General features: G+C 69.3%; 25 protein-coding genes and 1 tRNA gene. 18 read left to right on the forward strand and 8 right to left on the reverse strand.

Annotated features, from left to right (window positions below):
* Genes A5648_RS02935 through eccE form a run of 7 tightly spaced genes read left to right on the forward strand, consistent with a single transcriptional unit; the run spans position 1 to position 6,841 of the window.
* Entirely contained in the window at positions 1-1,461 is a 1,461-nt protein-coding gene (locus tag A5648_RS02935; protein ID WP_207511583.1) for a PPE family protein, read from the forward strand.
* Positions 1,461-1,754 carry a hypothetical protein gene (locus A5648_RS02940; protein ID WP_064857096.1) on the forward strand — a complete coding sequence of 98 codons (294 nt, stop codon included), beginning with the start codon at positions 1,461-1,463 and terminating at the stop codon, positions 1,752-1,754. The genes A5648_RS02935 and A5648_RS02940 overlap by 1 nt, the downstream gene beginning before the upstream one ends.
* 34 nt (positions 1,755-1,788) lie before the next feature.
* Entirely contained in the window at positions 1,789-2,076 is a 288-nt protein-coding gene (locus tag A5648_RS02945) for a WXG100 family type VII secretion target (RefSeq protein WP_064857090.1), read from the forward strand.
* A 33-nt stretch (positions 2,077-2,109) separates the two neighbouring features.
* Entirely contained in the window at positions 2,110-2,985 is an 876-nt protein-coding gene (locus tag A5648_RS02950; protein WP_065023115.1) for an ESX secretion-associated protein EspG, read from the forward strand.
* Positions 2,986-3,009: 24 nt separating this feature from the next.
* Positions 3,010-4,443 (forward strand): type VII secretion integral membrane protein EccD, encoded by a 1,434-nt coding sequence (eccD, locus tag A5648_RS02955; protein WP_275080635.1) that lies wholly within the window; start codon positions 3,010-3,012, stop codon positions 4,441-4,443.
* Positions 4,440-5,858 (forward strand): type VII secretion-associated serine protease mycosin, encoded by a 1,419-nt coding sequence (gene mycP, locus A5648_RS02960; RefSeq protein ID WP_065023116.1) that lies wholly within the window; start codon positions 4,440-4,442, stop codon positions 5,856-5,858. Before eccD ends, mycP begins: the two co-directional genes overlap by 4 nt.
* Entirely contained in the window at positions 5,855-6,841 is a 987-nt protein-coding gene (eccE, locus tag A5648_RS02965) for a type VII secretion protein EccE (protein ID WP_065023117.1), read from the forward strand. The genes mycP and eccE overlap by 4 nt, the downstream gene beginning before the upstream one ends.
* A gap of 9 nt (positions 6,842-6,850) precedes the next feature.
* Here the strand turns inward: eccE and A5648_RS02970 are convergent, their stop codons facing one another.
* From A5648_RS02970 to bluB, 3 genes are read right to left on the reverse strand one after another with little or no spacing between them, the layout of a single operon-like run.
* On the reverse strand, positions 6,851-8,044 hold the full coding sequence (locus A5648_RS02970; protein ID WP_065023118.1) for an alpha/beta hydrolase family protein: 1,194 nt from the start codon (positions 8,042-8,044) through the stop codon (positions 6,851-6,853).
* Positions 8,045-8,096: 52 nt separating this feature from the next.
* On the reverse strand, positions 8,097-8,996 hold the full coding sequence (locus tag A5648_RS02975) for an amidohydrolase family protein (RefSeq protein WP_065023119.1): 900 nt from the start codon (positions 8,994-8,996) through the stop codon (positions 8,097-8,099).
* Positions 8,993-9,643, reverse strand: a complete 651-nt coding sequence (bluB, locus tag A5648_RS02980; RefSeq protein ID WP_267887779.1) for a 5,6-dimethylbenzimidazole synthase — start codon at positions 9,641-9,643, stop codon at positions 8,993-8,995. The genes A5648_RS02975 and bluB overlap by 4 nt, the downstream gene beginning before the upstream one ends.
* 37 nt (positions 9,644-9,680) lie before the next feature.
* Here bluB and A5648_RS02985 point away from each other — a divergent pair, with 37 nt between their 5' ends.
* From A5648_RS02985 to A5648_RS03000, 4 genes are read left to right on the forward strand one after another with little or no spacing between them, the layout of a single operon-like run.
* Entirely contained in the window at positions 9,681-10,016 is a 336-nt protein-coding gene (locus A5648_RS02985) for a hypothetical protein (protein WP_065023120.1), read from the forward strand.
* A complete protein-coding gene (locus tag A5648_RS02990; protein ID WP_065023121.1) occupies positions 10,013-10,690 on the forward strand; it encodes a phosphatase PAP2 family protein in 678 nt (225 codons plus the stop codon). The genes A5648_RS02985 and A5648_RS02990 overlap by 4 nt, the downstream gene beginning before the upstream one ends.
* The gene (locus A5648_RS02995; RefSeq protein ID WP_064857082.1) at positions 10,677-10,913 is read left to right on the forward strand and encodes a hypothetical protein; all 237 of its coding nucleotides are present in this window, start codon (positions 10,677-10,679) and stop codon (positions 10,911-10,913) included. The genes A5648_RS02990 and A5648_RS02995 overlap by 14 nt, the downstream gene beginning before the upstream one ends.
* A gap of 60 nt (positions 10,914-10,973) precedes the next feature.
* Entirely contained in the window at positions 10,974-11,630 is a 657-nt protein-coding gene (locus A5648_RS03000; RefSeq protein WP_065023122.1) for a L,D-transpeptidase family protein, read from the forward strand.
* A 9-nt stretch (positions 11,631-11,639) separates the two neighbouring features.
* Here A5648_RS03000 and A5648_RS03005 read toward each other — a convergent pair whose 3' ends face one another.
* Positions 11,640-12,254: a TetR/AcrR family transcriptional regulator gene (locus A5648_RS03005; RefSeq protein ID WP_065023123.1), complete on the reverse strand. Its 615-nt coding sequence runs from the start codon at positions 12,252-12,254 to the stop codon at positions 11,640-11,642.
* A gap of 38 nt (positions 12,255-12,292) precedes the next feature.
* Between A5648_RS03005 and A5648_RS03010 the strand changes: the two genes are divergently transcribed.
* The 5 genes from A5648_RS03010 to A5648_RS03030 all read left to right on the forward strand — a co-directional run bounded on the left by A5648_RS03010 (position 12,293) and on the right by A5648_RS03030 (position 16,622).
* Complete coding sequence (locus A5648_RS03010) at positions 12,293-13,519, forward strand: hypothetical protein (RefSeq protein WP_065023124.1); 1,227 nt, start codon at positions 12,293-12,295, stop codon at positions 13,517-13,519.
* Between the two features lie 88 nt (positions 13,520-13,607).
* Positions 13,608-14,333 (forward strand): hypothetical protein, encoded by a 726-nt coding sequence (locus tag A5648_RS23900; RefSeq protein ID WP_065023125.1) that lies wholly within the window; start codon positions 13,608-13,610, stop codon positions 14,331-14,333.
* A 79-nt stretch (positions 14,334-14,412) separates the two neighbouring features.
* Entirely contained in the window at positions 14,413-14,799 is a 387-nt protein-coding gene (locus A5648_RS03020; protein WP_065023126.1) for a hypothetical protein, read from the forward strand.
* A 75-nt stretch (positions 14,800-14,874) separates the two neighbouring features.
* A complete protein-coding gene (locus A5648_RS03025; protein WP_065023139.1) occupies positions 14,875-15,768 on the forward strand; it encodes a glycoside hydrolase family 16 protein in 894 nt (297 codons plus the stop codon).
* Between the two features lie 41 nt (positions 15,769-15,809).
* Positions 15,810-16,622, forward strand: coding sequence for a glycoside hydrolase family 16 protein (locus A5648_RS03030; protein WP_428844302.1), 813 nt, complete (start codon positions 15,810-15,812; stop codon positions 16,620-16,622).
* Here the strand turns inward: A5648_RS03030 and A5648_RS03035 are convergent.
* The 4 genes from A5648_RS03035 to A5648_RS03050 all read right to left on the reverse strand — a co-directional run bounded on the left by A5648_RS03035 (position 16,619) and on the right by A5648_RS03050 (position 19,084).
* A complete protein-coding gene (locus A5648_RS03035; RefSeq protein ID WP_065023128.1) occupies positions 16,619-17,428 on the reverse strand; it encodes a hypothetical protein in 810 nt (269 codons plus the stop codon). The two genes, A5648_RS03030 and A5648_RS03035, sit on opposite strands and share 4 nt — an antisense overlap.
* 141 nt (positions 17,429-17,569) lie before the next feature.
* On the reverse strand, positions 17,570-18,184 hold the full coding sequence (locus A5648_RS24300; protein ID WP_065023129.1) for a DUF2510 domain-containing protein: 615 nt from the start codon (positions 18,182-18,184) through the stop codon (positions 17,570-17,572).
* An 82-nt stretch (positions 18,185-18,266) separates the two neighbouring features.
* Positions 18,267-18,593 (reverse strand): PASTA domain-containing protein, encoded by a 327-nt coding sequence (locus tag A5648_RS03045; protein ID WP_065023130.1) that lies wholly within the window; start codon positions 18,591-18,593, stop codon positions 18,267-18,269.
* A 417-nt stretch (positions 18,594-19,010) separates the two neighbouring features.
* Positions 19,011-19,084: transfer RNA gene (locus A5648_RS03050), tRNA-Gly, on the reverse strand.
* A gap of 148 nt (positions 19,085-19,232) precedes the next feature.
* On the opposite strand from A5648_RS03050, the gene dcd reads away from it, so the two are divergent.
* Positions 19,233-19,805, forward strand: a complete 573-nt coding sequence (gene dcd, locus A5648_RS03055) for a dCTP deaminase (protein WP_065023140.1) — start codon at positions 19,233-19,235, stop codon at positions 19,803-19,805.
* A 108-nt stretch (positions 19,806-19,913) separates the two neighbouring features.
* A partial coding sequence (locus tag A5648_RS03060; RefSeq protein ID WP_131810511.1) for a DUF7159 family protein occupies positions 19,914-21,137 on the forward strand: 1,224 nt, incomplete at its 3' end.

Below are 21,137 nucleotides of genomic sequence, written 5' to 3' on the forward strand. Positions count from 1 at the left end.
ATTGCCGCCCCGGTCTGGATCGCCTCCCCGCCGGAGGTGCATTCAGCATTGCTGAGCAGCGGTCCCGGAGCGGGTCCGCTGCTGAGCGCTGCCGGGGTGTGGAATGCGCTGAGCGTCGAATACGCCACCGTCGCAGACGAATTGACCGCGCTGCTCGGTGTGGTGCAGAGCGGTGCCTGGCAGGGCCCCAGCGCCGAGCAGTATCTGGCGGCGCACGTGCCCTACCTGGCCTGGCTGGGCAAGGCCAGCGCGGACAGCGCCGGAGTGGCCGCCCAGCATGAGGTGGCGGCCTCGGCCTACACCAGTGCGCTGGCGTCGATGCCGACGCTGGCCGAACTGGCCGCCAACCACATGACGCACGGAGTGTTGGTCGCCACCAACTTCTTTGGTATCAACACGATCCCGATCGCGCTCAACGAAGCCGACTACGTCCGGATGTGGGTTCAGGCGGCCACCACCATGGGCACCTATCACGCGGTGTCCGGTGCGGCGCTGGCGTCGGCGCCGCGGGCGGTGGCAGCACCGCCGGTGGTCAAGGCCGACTCGGCACAGCCCGCCGATGCCGCCGGGGGCGGGGACTTCTTCACCCAGCTGTTCAACCAGCTCGGCCAGCTGCTGCAAGATCCGGCCGGGGTGATCCGGGAGATCCTGGGCGGCGGCCCCGCCGCCTTGACGACCTGGTTCCCGCTGCTGTTCTTCATCGCCTACGAGGCGTTCTTCATCCCGTTCGGTTTCACCTTTTGGGGCGTGATGCTTTCTGCCCCAGCATTTTTGCCGATCATCCTGGGCGCGGCGCTGAGCCAGCTGCCCACCATGGGTGAACCGGCCGCGGGTGAGGACGAGATCGTGCCGACGCCGCTCGGCGTCGCCCCCTCGGGTGACCGGCCGATCGCGGTGGTGACTGGTTTCGCCTCCGGTATCGCCACGCCGGGTGCGCCCGCAGTGTCGGCGGCACCGGCCACGCCGGCGGTGGCGCCGCCGCCACCGGCGGCCGGAGTGCTGGGTTTCGGCTACCTGATGGGCGGCACCGACCCGGGCACTGGGCTGGGACCGACCCTCACCGACCGCAACAAGGCGCAGGCACCGGCCTCTCGGGTGCCGGCGGCCGCGGCGGGGGTGGCCGCCTCGGCGCGCGACAAGGCCCGGGCGCGACGGCGCCGGCGTGCGGTGTTGCACGACCACGCTGACGAGTACATGGACATGGATTCGGGTCCGGCCGGTCCGGTGGAGCAGCCGGCTGCTTCCGGTTCCGATCGCGGGGCCGGGGCGCTGGGCTTCACCGGAACGGTGGGCAAGCGCAGCACCGCGACCGCGTCGGGGCTGGCCACACTGGCCGACGACGGATTCGGTGGGGGCCCGAGCGTGCCGATGTTGCCCGACACCTGGAGTGAGAACGATCGGGGCGATCCGGAGCCGGAATCGCCAGTCGAAGTATCGAAGGAAGAGAAAGGAGTGCGGTGATGAGTTTGTTGGATGCCCATATTCCGCAGTTGGTGGCGTCGGAGTCGGCGTTTGGGGCTAAGGCGGCGTTGATGCGGTCGACGATGGCGCAGGCCGAGCAGGCGGCGTTGTCGGCGCAGGCGTTTCACCTCGGTGAGGCGGCGGCGGCGTTTCAGGGGTCGCATGCGCGGTTTGTGGCGATGGCGGCGCGCGTGAATGCGTTGCTGGATATGGCGCAGGCGAATTTGGCGGATGCCGGCAGTACCTATGTGGCGGCTGACGCGGCGGCTGCTTCTGGTTACACCGGGGTTTAAGGGATATCGGGGCCAGAGAAAGGAACACAGTCTGATGTCGCAGATTATGTACAACTACCCGGCGATGTTGGCCCATGCGGCTGAGATGAATGGGTATGCGGGCACGTTGCAGGCCGTCGGTGCCGATATTGCCAGTGAGCAGGCGGCGTTGTCGGCGGCGTGGCAGGGCGATACGGGGATGACGTATCAGGCGTGGCAGGTGCAGTGGAATCAGGCGATGGAGGAGTTGGTGCTGGCTTATCGTGCGATGGCGAGCACGCATGAGACCAACACCATGATGATGAATGCCCGCGACACCGCCGAAGCGGCCAAGTGGGGCTGAGCCAGGTGATCCGCTCGACGAAAGAACGCTGCGATGGCTGCTGAGCCCAACGCCGCTGAACTGACCGTCGAGCAGGCCTGGTACATCGCGGAAACCATTGGCGCCGGGTCTTTCCCGTGGGTATTGGCGATCACCATGCCCTACACCGACGCCGGGGAACGCGGTGCGTTCATGGCTCGCCAGCGCGACGAGCTTACTCGGATGGGCGTCGTCTCGCCGGACGGCACGGTCAATCCGGCTGTGGCCGAATGGATCCGGGTGGTGTGCTTCCCGGACCGGTGGCTGGACCTGCGTTATGTGGGTTCACCGTCCAGCGGGGCGACCGAGATGTTGCGTGGCATCGTGGCTCGCCGCGACCCGGGCGCCGGTAAGCGCACCCGGACCGTGGTGGCACTGCGCAACGCCCAACTGGTCACCTTCACCGCGATGGACATCGACGACCCACGGCTGCTGGTCCCGGTGCTCGCGGCCGGGTTGCGCCAGCGCCCGCCGGCCCGGTTCGACGAGTTCACCCTGCCCGCCCGGGTCGGGGTGCGCGCCGACGAGCGGTTGCGCGCCGGCGCCCCGCTCGCCGAAGTCCTGGAATACCTGGGCATTCCCGCCTCCGCCCGACCGGTCGTGGAATCGGTGTTCTCCGGTCCGCGCAGCTACGTCGAGGTGGTCGCGGGCTGCGCCCACCATGGCCGGCACGCCACCACCGAGGTGGGCATGAGCCTGGTCGACACCGACGAGGGCCGGATCCTGGTCACCCCATCGCAGGCATTCGACGGCGAGTGGGTGTCGACCTTCCGGCCCGGAACCGATTTCGCGACCGCCGTCGCGATCGAACAGCTGACCGCCACGCTGCCCGACGGGCAGTGGTTCCCCGGTCAGCGACTGTCCCGAGATTTCACCACCCAGCTGACCTAGTACAGAAAAGAATAGGGAACACCCATGACCGAAGCCCCGGTGCTGACCAGCGCCGTCATGCCGATCGTGCGCATCGCGGTGCTGGCCGACAGTCGGCTGACCGAGATCGCCGTGCCCGCGGAGTTGCCGCTGCGCGAAATCCTGCCCGCCGTGCAACGTCTGGTGGCCCCAGACGCCGGCGATGACACCGAACCCGGCGACGGCGCGACGACCCGCCTGAGCCTGGCGCCGGTCGGCGGTGCCCCGTTCAGCCTGGACGCCAGCCTGGACACGGTCGGCGTGGTCGACGGCGACCTGCTGGCGCTGCGGCCGGTGCCGGTCGGACCGGCGGCGCCCGGCATCGTCGAAGACATCGCCGACGCCGCCGTCATCTTCTCGGCATCGCGGCGTAAGCCTTGGGGAGCGCAGCACATTCAGCGTGCCACGCTGGCGGCCGGGGTGGGGCTGATCCTCGCGGCCACCGGGCTGGCCACCGCGCATCGCGCCCTCACCGGCGAACCGGCCGGCCTGTTCGCGGTGGCTGCCGTCGCGCTGGTCACCATCGTGGCGGCGCTGGCGACCCGGACGCGTTCGGCCGACGCGGGGCTGACCCTGGCGATCGCGGCGTTGGTACCGGTCGCTGCCGCAGGCATCCTGGCGGTGCCCGGCGTGTTCAGCCCGGCGCACCTGGTGCTGGGCGCGGCCGCGGTGAGCGCGTGGTCGTTGATCTGCCTGATTCTGCCGCCGGCTGGGCGCGGCGAGCGCGGGATCGCCTTCTTCACCGCCGCGGTGGTCGCCGGGGTGGGGGTGCTGGCTGCCGCCGCCGTCAGGACCTTCTGGGAGCTGCCGGCGCTCAGCCTCGGCTGCGGGCTGATCACCGCGTCGCTGCTGCTCACCGTTGCCGCTCCGCAGGTCTCGGCGTTGTGGGCGCGACTGCCGCTGCCGGTGATCCCGGCGCCGGGTGACCCGACCCCGTCGGCGCTGCCGCAAAGCGTGCTCGAAGACCTGCCGCGCCGCGTTCGCGTCACCGACGCCCACCAGACCGGTTTCATCGCCGGCGCCGTGTTGCTGGCCGTGCTCGGCTCGGTGGCGATCGCCACCCGGCCCGAGGGTCTTTCGGGGTGGGCGTGGTACGTGGTCGCCGGTATCGGGGTGGCCTCGGTGCTGCGCGCCCGGGTGTGGGATTCGGCGTGGTGCAAGGCCTGGCTGCTGGCCCAGCCGCACCTGACCGCCGTCGTGCTGCTGGTCTGCTACGCCGCGACGGGCCGCTACCCGGCCGCCTTCGGTGCGGTGCTGGTGCTGGCCGCGCTGGTGGCGGTGTGGGCGGTGGTCGCCCTGAGCCCGACCGTTGCGTCGCCGGACAGCTACTCGCTGCCGGTGCGGCGGTTGGTGGGCTTCCTGGCCTCCGGCGTGGACGCCACCCTGATCCCGGTCATGGCCTACTTGGTGGGCATCTTCGCCTGGGTTCTGTCTCGATGACGTTGGCCGACATCCGGCGGGGACGTGCGGTCCGCGGGGCCGGGATCGCGGCGCTGATCGCGCTGCTGACCAGTGCACCGGCGCTGGCGATCACCCCGCCCAAGATCGACCCGACGGTGCCGCCGCCCAACGGGGCGCCCGGGCCCGTCGCCGCGATGGAGCAGCGCGCCGAGTGCGCGAGTTCGGGTTTGCTGCCCGGCAGCGACCTCAGCGGCCCGACCGGCGGGCAGCGGATGCTCGACCTGCCCACCGCATGGCAGTTCTCCCGCGGCGAGGGCCAGACCGTGGCCGTCATCGACACCGGCGTGCGGCCGGGTCCGCGGCTGCCGGCGGTGGACCCGGGCGGCGACTATATGGGCACCACCGACGGGCTGACCGACTGCGACGGGCACGGAACGCTGGTCGCCGGGATCATCGCGGGCCAGCCCGCGCCGGACGGCCAGGACGGTTTCATCGGGGTGGCCCCGGCGGCGCGCCTGCTGTCACTGCGCACCGCCTCGGCGACGATTTCGCCGCGGCTGGCCGGGGACGACCCCCGCACCACCCGCGTGGTCACCGACATCACCGCCCTGTCGCGGGCCATCGTGCGCGCCGCCGACCTGGGCGCGCGGGTCATCACCATCTCCACCACGACCTGCCTGCCGGCTGACCGCGACGTCGACCAGACCGCGCTGGGCGCGGCGCTGCGCTACGCGGCGGTGGAAAAGGACGCGCTGATCGTGGCCGCCGCCGGCGACAGCGGGCAGACCGGCTCGGTCGGGGGCGGCAGTGAGGCGTGCGAATCCAATCCGCTCACCGACCTCAGCCGGCCGCACGACCCGCGCAACTGGACGGGCGTCACCTCGCTGTCGGTGCCATCGTGGTGGCATCCCTATGTGCTGTCGGTGGCATCGCTGTCCCCGACCGGGCAGCCGTCGGCATTCACCATGGCCGGGCCGTGGGTGGGTGTCGCCGCACCCGGTGAAGGCATCGTTTCGGTCAGCAACCGCGACGACGGTGGTCTGGCCAACGGACTGCCCGGCAACCAGGGCCGATTGGTACCGCTGACCGGCACCGGTTACGCCGCCGGCTACGTCGCGGGGGTGGCCGCGCTGGTGCGTAGCCGCTACCCCGACCTCAATGCCATGCAGGCGGCCCACCGGATCGTCTCCACCGCCCACAACGGCGCCCGTGCCCCGTCGGGCCTGGTGGGCGCCGGGGCCGTCGACGCGGTAGCCGCGCTGACCTGGGAACTGGCGCCGGCCGCCGATCCGGCCAACCCCCCGTCGAAGAAACTCTCGCCACCGCCGGCCCCACAACCCGAGAACCCGGCGCCGCGGATCGTGGCCTTCGCCGGAACCGCGCTGCTGGCCGGACTCGTCGTCGCCGTCGGCGCCGCGGCGGCCGCCCGCCGACGAAAGGAAAACCAGCTGTGAGCCCGCTCCGTTCCACCATTCCCCGGCCCGGGCCCGCCCGGATCACCCTGGTGCTGCTGGCCGTCGTGCCAGCGTTGCTGGCCTACCCGTGGCCGACCACCCGGGACCGCTGGGTGCTCGGCGTGGCCGTCGCCGTCGCGATCCTGCTGCTGAGCTGGTGGCATGGCCTGCATCTGACCACCATCGTCCGCCGCCGGCTCGCCATGACGCGCTCGCGGCGCGGCGCGCACACCGACCGGCGATCGGTCTCCGGTGCCCGGGCCACGTCGGCGCTGCGGATCTCGGCCTCGGCGGCCGGGGATGCGTTGCCGCTGTCGCTGATCGCCGGCTACCTGAACCGCTACGGCCTGCGAGCCGACGCGGTGCGCATCACCAGCCGCGGTACCCGGCCGGACGGCGGTATGGCCGCCTCCGACACCTGGATCGGCCTGACCTATTCTGCCGCGCCGAATCTGGCTGCGCTGCAAGCCCGTTCGTCGCAGATCCCGCTGCAGCGGACCGCTGACATCGCTGTCCGGCGCCTCGCCGACCATCTGCGGGAGCTCGGCTGGGATACCGCTCTGGTCGCCGCCGACGAGGTGCCCGCGCTGCTCGACGCGGGTGCCCGGGAAACCTGGCGCTCGGTGGTCGACGGCTCGGGCGACCACGTCGCCGCCTACCAGGTCGCTATCGACGCGGCGCTGACGGACACGCTGAGCCGGATCCGCGCTGCGAACGCTGGGGAGACCTGGACGGCAGTGGAATTCGCCGACGACGGCGGTCAACTGAGCGTCGCTGCGGCGTGCGCCCTGCGCACCGGGTCGGCCCCCGACGGCGCGGCACCGCTGGCCGGCCTGGTGCCCGAGCAGGGCAATCACCGCGACGCGCTGCTGGGCTTGCACCCGCTGTCGGGAAGCCGTCTCGACGGCCACACCGCGCTGTCAGACGATGACCTCGCCGGACTGCGCTGGCCGGTCGCGGCGGCCGGTATCGCCGCGCGTTAGCCGATCGGGCTAAAACATGTACCCGCGCAGGAATGCGGTCATCCGGCGTAGGTAGGTCGGCTGGCTGACGTGCAGTATGTGGTTGCCCGGGAACCAGTGCAGCGCGCAGCGATCCCAGTGCTGCCACAGCATTTCGGACTGCTCCGGCGGCGCCAGCCGATCGCCCAGACCGGTGATGATCAGCCGCCGGTCCTTGGCCACCAGTGGCGGGTAGTTCAGCGGGGAGTGATACGCCGTGGCGGAGGTGAAGTCGTCGTGATCGACCCGGCCCAGCAGTTGCCCGGCCTGTAGCACCATGTTGGCCGGGAACCAGTCCCTGATCTCGGCGTCCACCGAGACCACCGGAACATTCGGGATCACCGCCTGCAGTCGGGGTTCGACGGCGGCCAGCAGCGCGCTGGTGTAGCCGCCCAGCGACAGGCCGGTCAACGCGATGCGGTCGACACCGGTGAACTCCAGATAGTCGACCACCGAACGGAAGTCGTGCACGGCTTGGGCCATCGCCTCGGCGAATCCCGACATGCCGTGCGAGAAGATGCCGTATCCGCTGAAGGGCGAATACTTTTCGGCGCGCCGACCGTGGAAGGGCAGGGTGTACAACACGACGTCGTAGCCGGACCGGTAGAACCAGGGCAGCGCGAAGAACAGGCCGTTGAACAGGTAGGCCGACCCCATGAACCCATGGATGACGCACAGTGTCGGCCGGGGCCCGTCCTCGTGCCGCCAGTGCTGGAACCGGGCGGTGTTGTTCAGGGCCAAGCCATTCCAGGAATCCCGCATGGCGGGGTTGACCGCCTCGAAACTGCTGTGGAACGCCACGTTTTCCACCACGCCACGCGCCACCCGTTCAGCGAGCGGATTGGCCCGCCGCGAGGAGATTCTGGGCAGCGCTGTGGGGGCGGGAAACGAGCGGGCCGGGTCGCGCTCGGCGGCCAGCTCGGCGTAGAACGCCAGCCGTTCCCGTTCCCGGCGCGACTGGTCGCGCCCGACCGCGGTCGTCAGCACCGAGGGGACCATCGCCGCCGCGACCATGGACGCGACCGCGGTGCGCAAGCCGATGTCCGCCCACGCCGAGGCGTCGACGATCAGCTTGTCCCGCAACGACAACTCGCTGCGATCCGGCAGGCCGTGGGCGCCGGCGTCCTCGCCCGGAATGTCGGGGACCGGGATGGGCGGCGTCAGCGGGGTCACGTCAGAACTCACGGTCGCCGGCCTTTCTCGGATGAGATCGCCCCCGTAGTGGCGCGGGGCACCGTCAATCCGATGGTAGCCCGATGGCGAACAGCCGCGCCGCGTTGTCGTGCAGAACGCCCCGCAGCCAGGCGTCGTCGACGCCGGGAACTGCGGCGATGGCGTTCAGCGCGTCGCAGTAGCCGTACGGGATGTTCGGAAAGTCGCTGCCGAACAGGATCCGCTCGCCCGCGGCGCGCAGTCGCGGCTCTTCACCGGCCGGAAAGGGCATCATCTCGTCAACGAACGCGGTGAACGCCATCGTGGTGTCCAGGTACACGGCAGCCGAATTCAGGCAGATGTCGAGGAACTCGCCGTACTCCGGCATGCCCATATGCGCGACGATCAGGGCCAGCCGCGGGTGACGGCGCAGCAGCCGCCGAATCGGTTCGGGACCGGTGAAGCGTCCGGGCTGCGGTCCGGAGCCGCAGTGGACGACGACCGGAATGCCGGCGTCCTCGAGTGCGCCCCAAACCCCTTCGAGCATCGGGTCGTTCGGATCGTAGTCGCCGACCTGGATGTGCGCCTTGAAGACCTGGGCGCCTGACCCGATCGCCGCAGCCACGTAGTCGGCCGCGCCCGGCTCGGGATAGAACGTCGCGGTAGCCAGGCAATCCGGTGTCTCCCGGGCGAATTCGGCCGACCACTGGTTCAGCCAGGCGGCCATCGCCGGTTTGTGCGGGTAGACCAGCGAGGTGAATCGCCGGATCCCAAACGCCCGCAGCGTGGCGACCCGATCGGACTCCTCGGTGCGGTAAGTGATCGGCCAGCTGCGTCCCACCATCGGGCCGGCCGAGTCGAAGTAGTTCCATACCTTGTCCATCACCGGCTTCGGCATGAAATGCGTGTGCACGTCGATGATCCCCGGCAGCCCGAGACTGGACCAGACCTGCCGCACCGCGGCGGCTTCGTCATCGTATCTCACGAACGCTCCCAGCTGTTCTCGGAGACGAACTCGCTCAAGGGTTTCCGATAGGCCCAGTCATCGAGTTCCAGCGCCGGCCGGTCCGGAAACTCCGGCACCGGGCCCAGGCACAAGATCGCCACCGGCTCGGCGTCGGCGGGCATACCCAATAGCGCCGCCAGCGGCTGCGGTTCGAACAAGGACACCCATCCCATGCCCAGTCCCTCGGCGCGGGCGGCCAGCCACAGGTTCTGGATCGCGCACGACACCGACGCCAGATCCATCTGCGGCAAGGTACGGCGACCGAAGATGTGCGCCTGCCTGCCCTCGCGCAACGCCACCACCAACAGCTCGGCGCAGTCGCGGATGCCTTCCACCTTGAGCGCCAGGAACTCCTGTTCGCGCCGCCCGAGCGCGCGGGCGGTGCGATGGCGCTCCTCGTCGACCAGCGCGTGGATGCGATGCCGCAGGCCCTCGTCGGTGATCCGGACGAATCGCCACGGCTGCATGAGCCCCACACTCGGTGCGGCGTGGGCCGCGGCCAGCAGGCGCGCCAGGACGTCGGGCTCGACGGTGCTGCCGGGAACGAACCGGCGCATATCGCGGCGTTCGGCGATCACCCGGTACACGGCTTGACGCTCCTGAGCGGTGAAGGAAGGATCGGCCACGCGATCATGGTAGGAGTCAGGAGAAGGGACGCCCGCCATGAAACGTTCGGAACCGCTCGACCGCCTGTTCACCGACTCCGCCGGAAGCCTGGTCTACGGCGAACCGCACCAGACCCCCGACGGCGCCACAGTCATCACCGCCGCCCGCGTGAAGGCCGCGGGCGATTCCGGGATGACCGCCACGCCGCTGGGCGTGGTGGTGATCCGCGGTGACCGGGCCAAGTGGGTGCCCGCCGTCGATGCGGACCGGATCGCGTTGGTGGGGGTGCTCACCGGTCTGTTGTCGGCGGTGATCGCGTCGCTGGCGGTGCTGCGCCGCCCGCCGTGGCCGGACCTGCGGGGCACCGGTGCTCGCCGCGACGAGGCCTTATGACGCCGTCGAGCGTGCGTGCGACCGTGCTGGTCTCGGTGCTGGCGGCCGCGGCGGTGTATGTGCTGATGCTGGTGGGCTATTGGCAGCATTGGGGTTGGCTGGCCACCGTCGACGCCGCCGCGCTGGACACGAGCTACGACATCGGGATCAAGCATCGGGGCTGGGTACGGTTCTGGGACGGGTTGTCCACGGTCTTCGCGCCGGCGGTGTTCCGGGTGCTGGCCATGGTGGCGTCGGTGGTCGCGCTGGCGCGCCGCCGGTTGCGGCCGGCGCTGTTTCTGCTGGTGACCGTCGAGATGAGCTGGCTGCTCACCGTCGTGGCCAAGGGTTCGGTCGACCGGCCCCGTCCGGGTACCGCGTTGGCCACGGCATCGTCGTCGTCGTTTCCCTCCGGCCACGCACTGGGCGTGATGGTCGCGGTCGGCGCACTGCTGGCCCTGACGCTGCCGTTGCTGCGACGCCGGGCCCGGGTGGCTGCGGTGTGTGCCGGCGTGCTGGTGGTCGCCGCGGTCGGGATCGCCCGGGTGGCGCTCAACGTGCACCATCCCTCCGATGTGCTGGCCGGCTGGGCGCTGGGCTGGGCCTATCTGGCGCTCTGGGCGATGCTGCTGACACCGTGGCAGGTTGACCGGTCCACGTCCGCGCCGCAGGATGATCTTGATGACCAGTTGTGAACCCGACCCGGTAGGGGAGCTCGTCTGCTCGCGCAAGGGCTGCAGCGCCGCGGCGACCTTCGGCATGCTGTGGAACAACCCGAAGCTGCACACCCCCGAACGGCGCAAGGTCTGGCTGACCTGTCCCGAGCACCGGGAGTACTTCCGCGGTTATCTGTCGTCGCGGGGCCTGCTCAAGGACGAGACGCCGGTCGAGCAGCTGCAGCGGCGCGCGGAACCCTAAAGCCCCGGCACGCCGTGAGCGGTGTTTGACCGGACCCCGGTCTGCACCGATCATGAGTCCATGCGCCGACTGCTGAGCTTGTTGTGCGCTGCGGTATGCGCCGCCGGTACGACGCTCGGCGCTTCGCCGGGAGCCCAAGCCGATGTCACTCCGTGGTTCGCCCGGTCGGTCGGCAATGCCAGCCAGGTGATATCCGTTGTCGGAGTTGGTGGTTCAAACGCCAAGATGGACGTTTACCAGCGCAGCGCGACGGGTTGGCAGCCGGTGGCCGCGGGAATTCCCACCTTCGTCGGCTCGGCCGGGATGGCGCAGAAGGCCAAGAGTGGCTACCCGGCGACGCCGATGGGCGTCTTCACACTGCCGTACGCGTTCGGCACCGCACCGAATCCCGGTGGGGGACTGCAATATGTCCAGGTCGGCCCGGACCACTGGTGGGACGGCGACGACCACAGCCCCACCTTCAACACCATGCAGGTCTGCAAAAAGGCGCAGTGCGCGTTCGATACCAGTGCGAGCGAGAACCTTCAGATCCCGCAGTACAAGCACGCGGTGGTGATGGGCGTCAACACCGCGCGCACCCCGGGCGACGGGGCGGCGTTCTTCTTTCACACCACCGACGGCGGCCCGACCGCGGGCTGCGTCGCCATCGACGACGCCAAGCTGGTGCAGGTCATTCAGTGGCTGCGCCCCGGCGCGGTGATGGCCATCGCGCAATAGGCGCCCGGGTCAGCCGCGGTCGCGTTCCAAGTAGTGGCTGACCATCTCGATCAACGTCCGCCGCTCGGCCTGCCAGTCGAAGGCACCGCCGACGATCATCTGCGCCAATATGATTCCCCGTAGCGATGCCCAAATCACCTCGGCCACACCGGAGTCCGCCGGGTCATCAGATACCAGCCTGCCCAGTCGGTTGATCGCGTCGTTCATCTGCAACAGGTGCTCGTGGGACTGCTCGCCGAGGCTGCCGCGGGTGGCCCGCAGGATCTCGAACGCGGCCAGCGAGGTGGGGCTGGCGTAGCAGCGCCAGGCGGTGTCGACGACGGCCTCGATGCGCTGGCGCAGTTCCAGTTCGCCGACCTCGACCGCTGAGAGGCTGTCCAACAACCGGGCCACGCCGTCGTCGACCACGGCCATCAGCAGGCCGTTGCGGTCGCCGAAGTGGTACTGGATGACACCCCAGGTCACCCCGGCCCGTTCGGCGACGTGCTTGGCGTTCGCCGCGCCGAAGCCCTCCTCCAGGATGCAGCGCACCGTCTCGTCGATGATCCGGGCGCGCGTGTCGTCGCCGCGCTTGCGGGGCGCGCTGGTTCGCCGAGTGGGGCTGGGACCTGCGGAAATAACCATTGTTGACTTTATAACATAGACCGGTCTATTTTTCCTCTGTGACCGAATCCAGATATGCGTCGCTGTCGCGCGACGAGTTGGCCGTGCTGGTACCCGAGCTGCTGCTGATCGGGCACATGATCGACCGCTCCGGGATGGCATGGTGCATCCAGGAATTCGGCCGCGAGGAGATGTTGCAGATCGCCATCGAGGAGTGGGCGGGCTCCAGTCCGATCTACACCCGGCGGATGCAGCGGGCGCTGAACTTCGTCGGCGACGACGTGCCGACCATCTTCAAGGGCATCCAGTTCGACATCGGCTCACCGCCGCAGTTCATGGACTTCCGCTTCACCGTCCACGACCGCTGGCACGGCGAGTTCGAGCTGGCCAGCTGCGGTGCGCTGCTCGACGTGGAGCCGATGGGTGACGACTACGTCTTCGGCATGTGTCACACCATCGAGGACCCGACGTTCGACGCCACCGCGGTGGCCACCAATGTCAAGGCGCAGTGCCGCCCCGTGCACCGGCCGCCGCGCACCCCGTCGGACCGCCAACCGCACTGCTGCTGGACCGTCATCATCGACGAGTCCTACCCGCCGGCCCAGCCGATCCCGGCCCTGGAGCTGGTCAGTCAAACACGGGCCGCCACTTGGGAACTCGCGGACATCGACCGCACCGACGACGGTCTGGCCGACTACACCGGGCCACTGCTGTCCGACGTCGACTTCACCGCGTTCTCGCACTCGGCGCTGGTCCGGCTGGCCGACGAGGTGTGCCTGCAGATGCACCTGCTGTACCTGTCCTTCGCGCTGGCGGTGCGTGCCCGCGCCGCAACCGACGAACTGGCCGCCTCGGTGGGCCGGCGCCAGCTCACCGGGCTGGCCGGGCTGGGCGCGATGCGCATCAAAAACGCCCTGCGGCTCTCCGAGGACATCGACGGGGCGCTGCGCACCTTCGAGTTGCACCCGCTGCTCAATCCGGTCGGCTACGTGTGCGCCGAGATCGGCGAGGGCCGGATCGCGGTGCGCCACTCGCCCGCACACGATGACGGCGCCTGGCTCGCGCTGTGTTCGCCGACCGAGGTCAATCCGCTGCAGGCCATCGCGACCGCGGTCAACCCGCACCTGCGGGTGACGGTCGACGGGTCGGACACCGAGTGGACCGCCCGGCTGACCGGGACCGACACCGCGGCATCCGAGCTGCCCGAGGTGATGGTGACCAAGGTCAGTGGCGGGGCGAACTTCCAGTTCCGGCCCCGCAGGTCACTGCCGCTAACAGTTGTATAAACCTGTGGTCTCGGCGGTGGCGGCACACCGCGCCGTGCCCCTATCGTGGGGCAATCCCCAGCCGTTGTCGATCCAAGGTATGCCGCATATGTATGACCCGCAGGACGACGAGGTCACCCGGGAAGCCGACGCAATCGGAGCAACCGAGATGGCGCCGACGGTGACGTCCGGCCCCGCCTCCGGTTCCGTGGTGGACGCCCTGGCCTGGTCGCAGGAGGACGGCAGCGCCAGCGCCGAACCGGTGCCCTACGTCGACGACTTCTACGACCCGGCGCCGGGCACCGGCCGCCGCCCCGTCGCGGCACCGCCCTCGGCGCCGGTGCCGGCCCGTCGGCACCCGTCGCAGTGGCCGCGCTACGCGCTCGGTATCGGCATCCTGGTGGCGCTGATCGCCGTCGCCGGCGCCCTGTTCAACCTGGCCCGCACCTCGCAGGACGAAGCGCCGGTGCAGCCGGAGACCAGCGCCGTCGTGCCGCCGGTGCCGTCGTCCAGCGCGTTGCCGCCGCCGCCGGCGCCCAGCACGCCCGCACCTCCGCCGCCGCCGGTGGCCACCACCCCGGCGCCGCCGCCGGTGACCACCACCGAGGCGCCGGTCACCACCACCACGACGGCGCCGCCCACCACGACCACCACCGCGCCGCCGAGCACCACGACGACAACGGCGCCACCGACGACGACCACCACCGCACCCCCGACTACCACGGCGCCGCCGACCACCACGGTGCCGCCGACCACGACGGTGCCGATGACCACGGAGTACCTGCGCATCCCGCTGGTGCCGATACCGATCCCGATCACCGTTCCGGAGAACTAGCCGCCCGGCCGATGCTGGCCGGGCCCTGCCTGCGGCAGGCACACTGGGGTGTGGCCACCGAGGCAGATAGGAGCGAGCCATGAGCGATGAGGGTGCGTTCGGATTCGATGCCGAGGACTTGGACCGGGTGCTCCGCGAGGCGGGTGAGGGGCTGCGCGCGGCGTTCGACCGCTTCTCCGGAACGTTCGGCTCCGCCGGAAACCGCGCCGGTTGGGGCGCGCTGTTCGCCGACCTGGCTCACGCGGCGCGTTCTGGGCCGCCGACCACCGGCGAGACCGGCGATGGGGTGTGGGCCATCTACACGGTCGGCGACGACGGCGCGGCCCGGGTCGAGCAGGTGTTCGCCACCGAGATCGATGCCCTGCGTGCCAGCCAGCGCAATCCCGATCCCAAACGAAAAGTACGGTTTTTGCCCTATGGGATTGCGGTCGGTGTGCTCGACGACAGTGCCGGCGCGGGCGAGTGAGATAGCCCACTGATGGGCGCGGCTCGCCTGGTTTGACACCGTTGCGGCGTGGGTTACATTGCCACCGTGCCTGAGATGAACCGCCGCCACGTCATGTTGATGCTGGGTGCCGGGGCGCTGGCCGCCGCCGCCCCGAATCCGCTGGCCAGAGCCATTCCGGCGTCTCCCAGGGCGCCCGGCGACCCGGCGCAGCAACCGGTCTCCCCGGCCGATCCCGCGGCACCGCCGGCCGCGGCCAAGCCCGGCGGATTTATCTGGCATGACGAATTCGACGGCCCGGCCGGTTCGGCCCCGGACCCGTCCAAGTGGACGATCTCCAACCACCGCACTCCGATCCGCCGCCCGGTCGGCTGGGATCGGCCGGAGTACTTCTACCAGTACCGCGACAGTCGCAAGAACGTCTTCCTCGACGGCAAGTCCAACCTCGTCATCCGGGCCACCCAGGAAGGCAACACCTACTTCGGCGGCCTGGTGCACGGCAACTGGCGCGGCGGCCTCGGCACCACCTGGGAAGCGCGGATCAAACTGAACTGCCAGACCGCGGGCGCCTGGCCCGCCTGGTGGTTGTCCAACGACGACCCGGGCCGCGAAGGCGAAATCGACATGATGGAGTGGTACGGCAACGGCGAGTGGCCGTCCGGTACCACGGTGCACGCCAACCCGTATGGCACCGCGTTCGAAACGTTCGCGTTTCCCGTCGACGGCAACTGGCACAACTGGCGGGTCACCTGGAACGCCAGCGGCATGTACTTCTGGCAGGACTACGCCGAGGGCATGGAGCCCTACTTTTCCGTCCCGGCTGTGGGCATCGAGAACATCGAAGAACCCGGCCGGGAGTGGCCGTTCAACGACCCCGGCTACACGGTGTTCCCGATCCTGAACCTGGCCGTCGGCGGATCTGGGGGCGGCGACGCTCGTCAGGGGTCCTACCCGGCGGACATGCTGATCGACTGGGTGCGGGTCTTCTAACGGCGGCGGGGATTCAGTGGCACCATGCGAAGGTGCCCGAGATGAATCGCCGCAACCTGATGCTGAGCACCGGGGTCGGGATGCTGGCCACCGCGATGCGCGTTCCGCAGGCCTGGGCGCAGCCGGCGCCGGCCGGTCCGCTGCCCGCCGCCCCCGCCCAGACCTACCTATTCAGTGACGAGTTCGACGGTCCCGCCGGGTCGGCCCCCGATTCGGCGAAGTGGACGGTGGCGCGGGCGCGCGAATCCATGAAGGACCCGACGTTCTGGGAGCGGCCCGAGAACGTCGGGCAATACCGCGACGATCGCCAGAACGTGTTCCTCGACGGCAAGTCCAACCTGGTGCTGCGCGCCGCCAAAGACCGCAACACCTACTACAGCGGCAAGGTCCAGAGCCGGTGGACCGGCGGCATCGGCCACACCTGGGAAGTCCGCATCAAACTCAACTGCCTGACCCCCGGCGCCTGGCCCGCCTGGTGGATGGGCAACGACGATCGCGGCGAGATCGACGTGCTGGAGTGGTACGGCAACGGCAACTGGCCGTCGGCGACCACCGTCCACACCAAGGCGAACGGGGCCGAGTGGGCCACCCACCAGATCGCCATGGACACCGCCTGGCACACCTGGCGATGCCGCTGGGATGACGAGGGCATCCGGTTCTGGCGCGACTACGTCGACGGCGCGCAGCCCTACTTCACCGTTCCGGCGAACTCGATCGCCGACTGGCCGTTCAATGACCCCGGCTACCAAGTGTTTTCGGTGTTGAATCTGGCCGTCGCCGGGTCCGGCGGGGGCGATCCCGGGGCGGGCAGCTACCCGGCGGAGATGCTGGTCGACTGGATCCGGGTGTCCTAACCGGCGGTGTGCGCGTCGAGCCAGGCCACGCCGTCGGCAGCGGATCGGAACAGCGCGTCGCGCTCGCCGAAGTAGCCGGCGATCGCCCCGACCCCGGGCAGGACACTCAGCCGCTGGTAGAGCTTCTTGGGCTGCGGCCGCTTGGCGGCCTCCTCGAAAGTCGCCCGCAAGATCCCGGCCAGCCGCCAGAGAGTCCGGGGGATCGCCCGGCGTTGCGGGAGCGGCTCGGGTTCGGGCGGTGGCGGCACGTCGACATTCTCGGGCAGCTCACGCCGGCACAGCACCGCGGCGAGCAGCCGCACCTGCTGGCGCCGGTCGGTGACGCCGTACTCGCGGGCCAGCGCGCACAGCACGATGGCGTGGTTGACGAATCCGGCCAGCTCGTCGACCGGCAGCAGCCGCGCCAGCCAGCCGAAGACGCGCGGTGAGGCCACCACCAGGGTGTTCAGCGCGCCGACCCGGTGCACCCACCAATGGACGCGCTCGTCGCGGCTCATCCGCTCCCAGGCGGCGGTGCCCGGAAGGTCGGCGGCGTTCATCAACTGCGCGCCGGCGTTGCGGGCCCGGACGGCGTTGCTGGGACCGCGGCCGGCCTCGTGGCGGCGCCGCCTCAGCCGTAGGCGGCGGATCCGCTGGATCAGACCGCGGGGCGGGGTGAGCAGGCGGTGGGTGCGGTCGCGCAGGCCGATCGGATCCGCTTGCGCGAGCAGGTCGAGCAGCGGGTTGATGATCGCCACCGCGCGACCGAGTGCGTCGGCGACCTCGGCGTCGGTGAGGGCGGTGTGCGGCTTGGGGAACAGGCGCATAGCGCCCATTGTGGCCGGATTCAAACGCGTTCATCATCGTGTTGGAGATGATGTGGCGCCCCAGTCTCGTTCGATACCGTGCCGCAGATGCTTCCGGTCTTGTCCGCGAACGAGATCAATTTTCGATGGTGGCGCGCCCGCCTAGGGATTGACCGGTGGTGGCATTGGCGGCAGACGCGGCGGCGGATATTGACCGTAAAAGGCGGTGGGGTCTCCGGAGTTCACCGCCTGATTTTCCATGTCTGCGCGGGCTGCGAGGTTGGCGTGGTCCGCACGGCGTTCGATAGTTCGCTGGTACTCGCGATAGCCGAAGTACCCTGAGGCGGCGATAATCGCCGCGGGAACCAGCAGCACCGGGTGCTCGCTGACAAGACCTAGGAGCACGAGCCCGCCTAGGACTGCGGCGATGATCCGCCACCCCTTCCCTGACACCTGGCCTACGGACTCCGTGACGTCCGAAACCGCACCGGCCACCTGTACTCGGCTGCCGCTGCTGAAAATTGCGACGAGCACCCAGACCGGAAGCCATAGGCCGAATGTGATCAAGGTCAGGACCAGGTGCAGAGCATGATTTGGCCCCTTCGACACGATTACCGCGCCACCACCGACCGTATTGGTGTTGTTGATGACGATCGACGGCTGCGGTGGCGGCGGCGGACTGAAATGCTCCGTCCACGCCTTCCCATCGAAATATCGCTGGCCCCCGTTACCTGACGGATCGGGGTACCAACCTGATTGCGGCACGGGGCTCGTCATCGGGGATCCCTCCAGTCTGATCTCGTCACCACGGCAGACGCGTTGCTATTGGGCCCGCGTCGCCACTTGGAAGCTCCGCCGACTAGGGGCAAGATTCCGTATCCATACGTACAACGCCAAACGTGATCTGCGTGCTGGCTGTGATTGTCGCACCGGCAGGCGGAGTCGAACTGCACACCAACCAGTTCCGATCAAGAATCTGGTTGCGGCCCTTGCCGGTCAGGTCCGTCGAACCGGAATACCAGACCTGATCGTTGGTCAATGACTGAATTGAATCTTGCGCGCCTTGGAGGTCCTTGCCTACTAAGTCGGGCATCGTCCACTCAGACTCGGCAGCTGCGGTGGGTGCGAGGCCGAGCACGCCGGCCGCAAGCATTGACGCGGCGATCAGGGGGATACGGAGCGTCATCGTGTGACAACCTCTCGCTGGGGTTTGCCTATCTACCAAATTACGGCCATTAACATATAACGAGTTTTATCAGCACGCCACTGGCGAGTGGCACCGACTGGCGTGAGACTCCCAGTCATCCCAGATCTACTTTGAGAAGCTGGACGCGGTTGTGAAAATCCTGCTGGCTCCGGCTTAGAGGCGACGAGCATGGCGCTCGACCATATCGTCTATGAACGCGGGAATGGTGGCAGCTAGTACTGGCGAGATTCGATACTTAATCGCCGACTCGCAAGCTTCCGGAAGCCGGTCTTCACGCTCATGGAAAAAGATCTGGCGTAGTAGCGGCCGGGACCAAGCTGTATGGCCGCCCGCAACGGGCCCGACTGGACCGCCAACCAGACTGCGGATCCACCGAGGTAAAACCCGACGTACTCGTGGAGCCGATGACGGGAATCGAACCCGCGTATTCAGCTTGGGAAGCTGATGTTCTGCCATTGAACTACATCGGCATTGCTGCGCTAGCAGGCTAGCATCTGGGCGCTCGCTGCCTGCGAGAGTGCATCTTCATCGGCCGGACGCGGCGTGTTGCGGATGAAACCGCACCCTCGGCGCCCCGTGGTACGGCCCATCCAAGCGGTCAGCGGATACGCTCGTGCGGTGCTGCTCTCCGATCGCGACCTGCGGGCCGAAATCGCCGCCGGCCGGCTGGGCATCGACCCCTTCGATGACGCCCTGGTACAGCCGTCCAGCGTGGACGTCCGCCTCGACAGCCTGTTCCGGGTGTTCAACAACACCCGCTACACCCACATCGACCCGGCTAAACAGCAGGACGAACTGACGACGCTGTTCGAGCCCGATCCCGGTGAGCCGTTCGTGCTGCATCCCGGCGAGTTCGTGCTGGGCTCCACCCTGGAGTGCTGCACGCTGCCCGACGATCTGGCCGGCCGGCTGGAGGGCAAATCGAGCCTGGGCCGGCTGGGATTGTTGACCCATTCGACCGCGGGTTTCATCGACCCGGGCTTCTCCGGGCACATCACGTTGGAGCTGTCCAACGTGGCGAATCTGCCGATCACGTTGTGGGCGGGGATGAAGATCGGCCAGCTGTGCCTACTGCGGCTGACGAGTCCGGCGGAGCACCCTTACGGCAGCACGCGGGTAGGGTCGAAATATCAGGGCCAGCGCGGGCCGACGCCGTCCCGCTCGTACCAGAACTTCATCCAGTCCAGTTAGCCCTTCGGATGCGACGGCCGCCGCGCCGCCGGGATGAAGCCGGTACCGCTGGCCTTGGCGGGGGTCTGGCCCTCATCACTGGCCGATCAGCAGCGCGTGGAGGTATTGGTGGACATCGTTCTCGGGGTGTCGGTAGCACCCTCGACGGTCCGCATGGTGTTGGTGGAAGGTGAAACCGCCAACGGGGTGACGGTCGAGCATGACGACTTCGACGTCGGCGCCGGTAACGAGGGCGCCCCGGAGCGGGTGGTCTCGGCGATCCTGGGCACCCGCGAGGGTGCGCGCGAGGGCGGCTATCAGCTCAGCTCGACCGGGGTGACCTGGAGTCATCCCGCCGAGGCCGCCGCGCTGCGCGATGCCCTGGTCAGCCACAAGGTCGAGAACGTGATGCTGGTGTCGGCGTTCCTGGCCGCCGCGGCGCTGGCCCAGGCGGTCGGCAGCGCGACCCGCTACAACCGGACGGCACTGCTGTTCGTCGAGCCGGAGGCCGCCACCCTTGCGGTGGTCAACTCCGACGACGGCTCGATCGCCGAGATCTACCGGCAGCCGCTGTCGAGCGATGACGCCAGCGCCGTCGGTGAGCTGACCGAGCTGGCGGCCGGCGCCCAACGCCTGGAGTCGCGTCCCGACGGGCTGTTCGTGGTCGGATCGGGCGGCGTCAACGTCGCCATGATCAAGCCGGAGCTGGATAAGGCCAGCCCGCTGCCGGTCAGCGCCCCCGAAGAACCGGACATGGCGCTGGCTCGAGGAGCTGCACTGGCCAGTGCACACGCCCCCCTGTTCAACTCGTCCACCCGGGCGCTGGCCTGGGCGCAGGACCCCGGCACCGGCGCAGTGGACCCGGCGCTGGGCCCAGGGCTGGTCCAAGCCGGCTACGCCTACGTCCCGCCCGGGGCAGTGGACTACAACGCCACCTCGGACATCGAGCCGCTGGCCTACAGCGCGGTTCCCGACTTCGCCGACAGCGGCTACCTGCCCTCGGGCATCCAGGACGTCGTCGACCAGCCCGAGCTTGTCGACTCCCGCATGCTGGACTTCAGCACCGCGATCCAGCAGCGGGAACGCAAACCGATACTGGTGACCGGTGGGGTGGCGGCACTGTTCGTGGTCGGTGTGCTGGCCCTGGCGATCGCGCTGGCGGTGGGCATGCGGGCGGCCAACCACCAGGGGCCGGACGTGCGGGCCAACGTCGTCACTCACCAGCCACCGCCACCCAAGGCCGCTGTTCCGCCCCCGGCGCCGCCACCCGCGTTACCGCCGGCGCGATCGCCAGGGCAAGCACACCGACCACGAACAGTGCAGCCCCCCCCCCGGTCACCAGTATCGGACCGG

The sequence above is a fragment of the Mycolicibacter sinensis genome, assembly GCF_001673565.1.
In the GTDB taxonomy this organism is placed as follows: domain Bacteria; phylum Actinomycetota; class Actinomycetes; order Mycobacteriales; family Mycobacteriaceae; genus Mycobacterium; species Mycobacterium sinense_C.

Coding starts and splice junctions, on each gene's coding strand:
- A5648_RS03025 (WP_065023139.1), top strand. CDS start 14,875: ATGAACCGCCGCCACGTCATGTTGATGCTGGGTGCCGGGGCGCTGGCC.
- A5648_RS03045 (WP_065023130.1), bottom strand. CDS start 18,593: ATGACGCTCCGTATCCCCCTGATCGCCGCGTCAATGCTTGCGGCCGGC.
- A5648_RS02985 (WP_065023120.1), top strand. CDS start 9,681: ATGAAACGTTCGGAACCGCTCGACCGCCTGTTCACCGACTCCGCCGGA.
- A5648_RS02990 (WP_065023121.1), top strand. CDS start 10,013: ATGACGCCGTCGAGCGTGCGTGCGACCGTGCTGGTCTCGGTGCTGGCG.
- A5648_RS03005 (WP_065023123.1), bottom strand. CDS start 12,254: ATGGTTATTTCCGCAGGTCCCAGCCCCACTCGGCGAACCAGCGCGCCC.
- A5648_RS02995 (WP_064857082.1), top strand. CDS start 10,677: ATGACCAGTTGTGAACCCGACCCGGTAGGGGAGCTCGTCTGCTCGCGC.
- A5648_RS23900 (WP_065023125.1), top strand. CDS start 13,608: ATGTATGACCCGCAGGACGACGAGGTCACCCGGGAAGCCGACGCAATC.
- A5648_RS02950 (WP_065023115.1), top strand. CDS start 2,110: ATGGCTGCTGAGCCCAACGCCGCTGAACTGACCGTCGAGCAGGCCTGG.
- A5648_RS03000 (WP_065023122.1), top strand. CDS start 10,974: ATGCGCCGACTGCTGAGCTTGTTGTGCGCTGCGGTATGCGCCGCCGGT.
- A5648_RS24300 (WP_065023129.1), bottom strand. CDS start 18,184: ATGACGAGCCCCGTGCCGCAATCAGGTTGGTACCCCGATCCGTCAGGT.
- A5648_RS03020 (WP_065023126.1), top strand. CDS start 14,413: ATGAGCGATGAGGGTGCGTTCGGATTCGATGCCGAGGACTTGGACCGG.
- A5648_RS02940 (WP_064857096.1), top strand. CDS start 1,461: ATGAGTTTGTTGGATGCCCATATTCCGCAGTTGGTGGCGTCGGAGTCG.
- eccD (WP_275080635.1), top strand. CDS start 3,010: ATGACCGAAGCCCCGGTGCTGACCAGCGCCGTCATGCCGATCGTGCGC.
- A5648_RS03030 (WP_428844302.1), top strand. CDS start 15,810: ATGAATCGCCGCAACCTGATGCTGAGCACCGGGGTCGGGATGCTGGCC.
- A5648_RS03035 (WP_065023128.1), bottom strand. CDS start 17,428: ATGCGCCTGTTCCCCAAGCCGCACACCGCCCTCACCGACGCCGAGGTC.
- mycP (WP_065023116.1), top strand. CDS start 4,440: ATGACGTTGGCCGACATCCGGCGGGGACGTGCGGTCCGCGGGGCCGGG.
- A5648_RS02945 (WP_064857090.1), top strand. CDS start 1,789: ATGTCGCAGATTATGTACAACTACCCGGCGATGTTGGCCCATGCGGCT.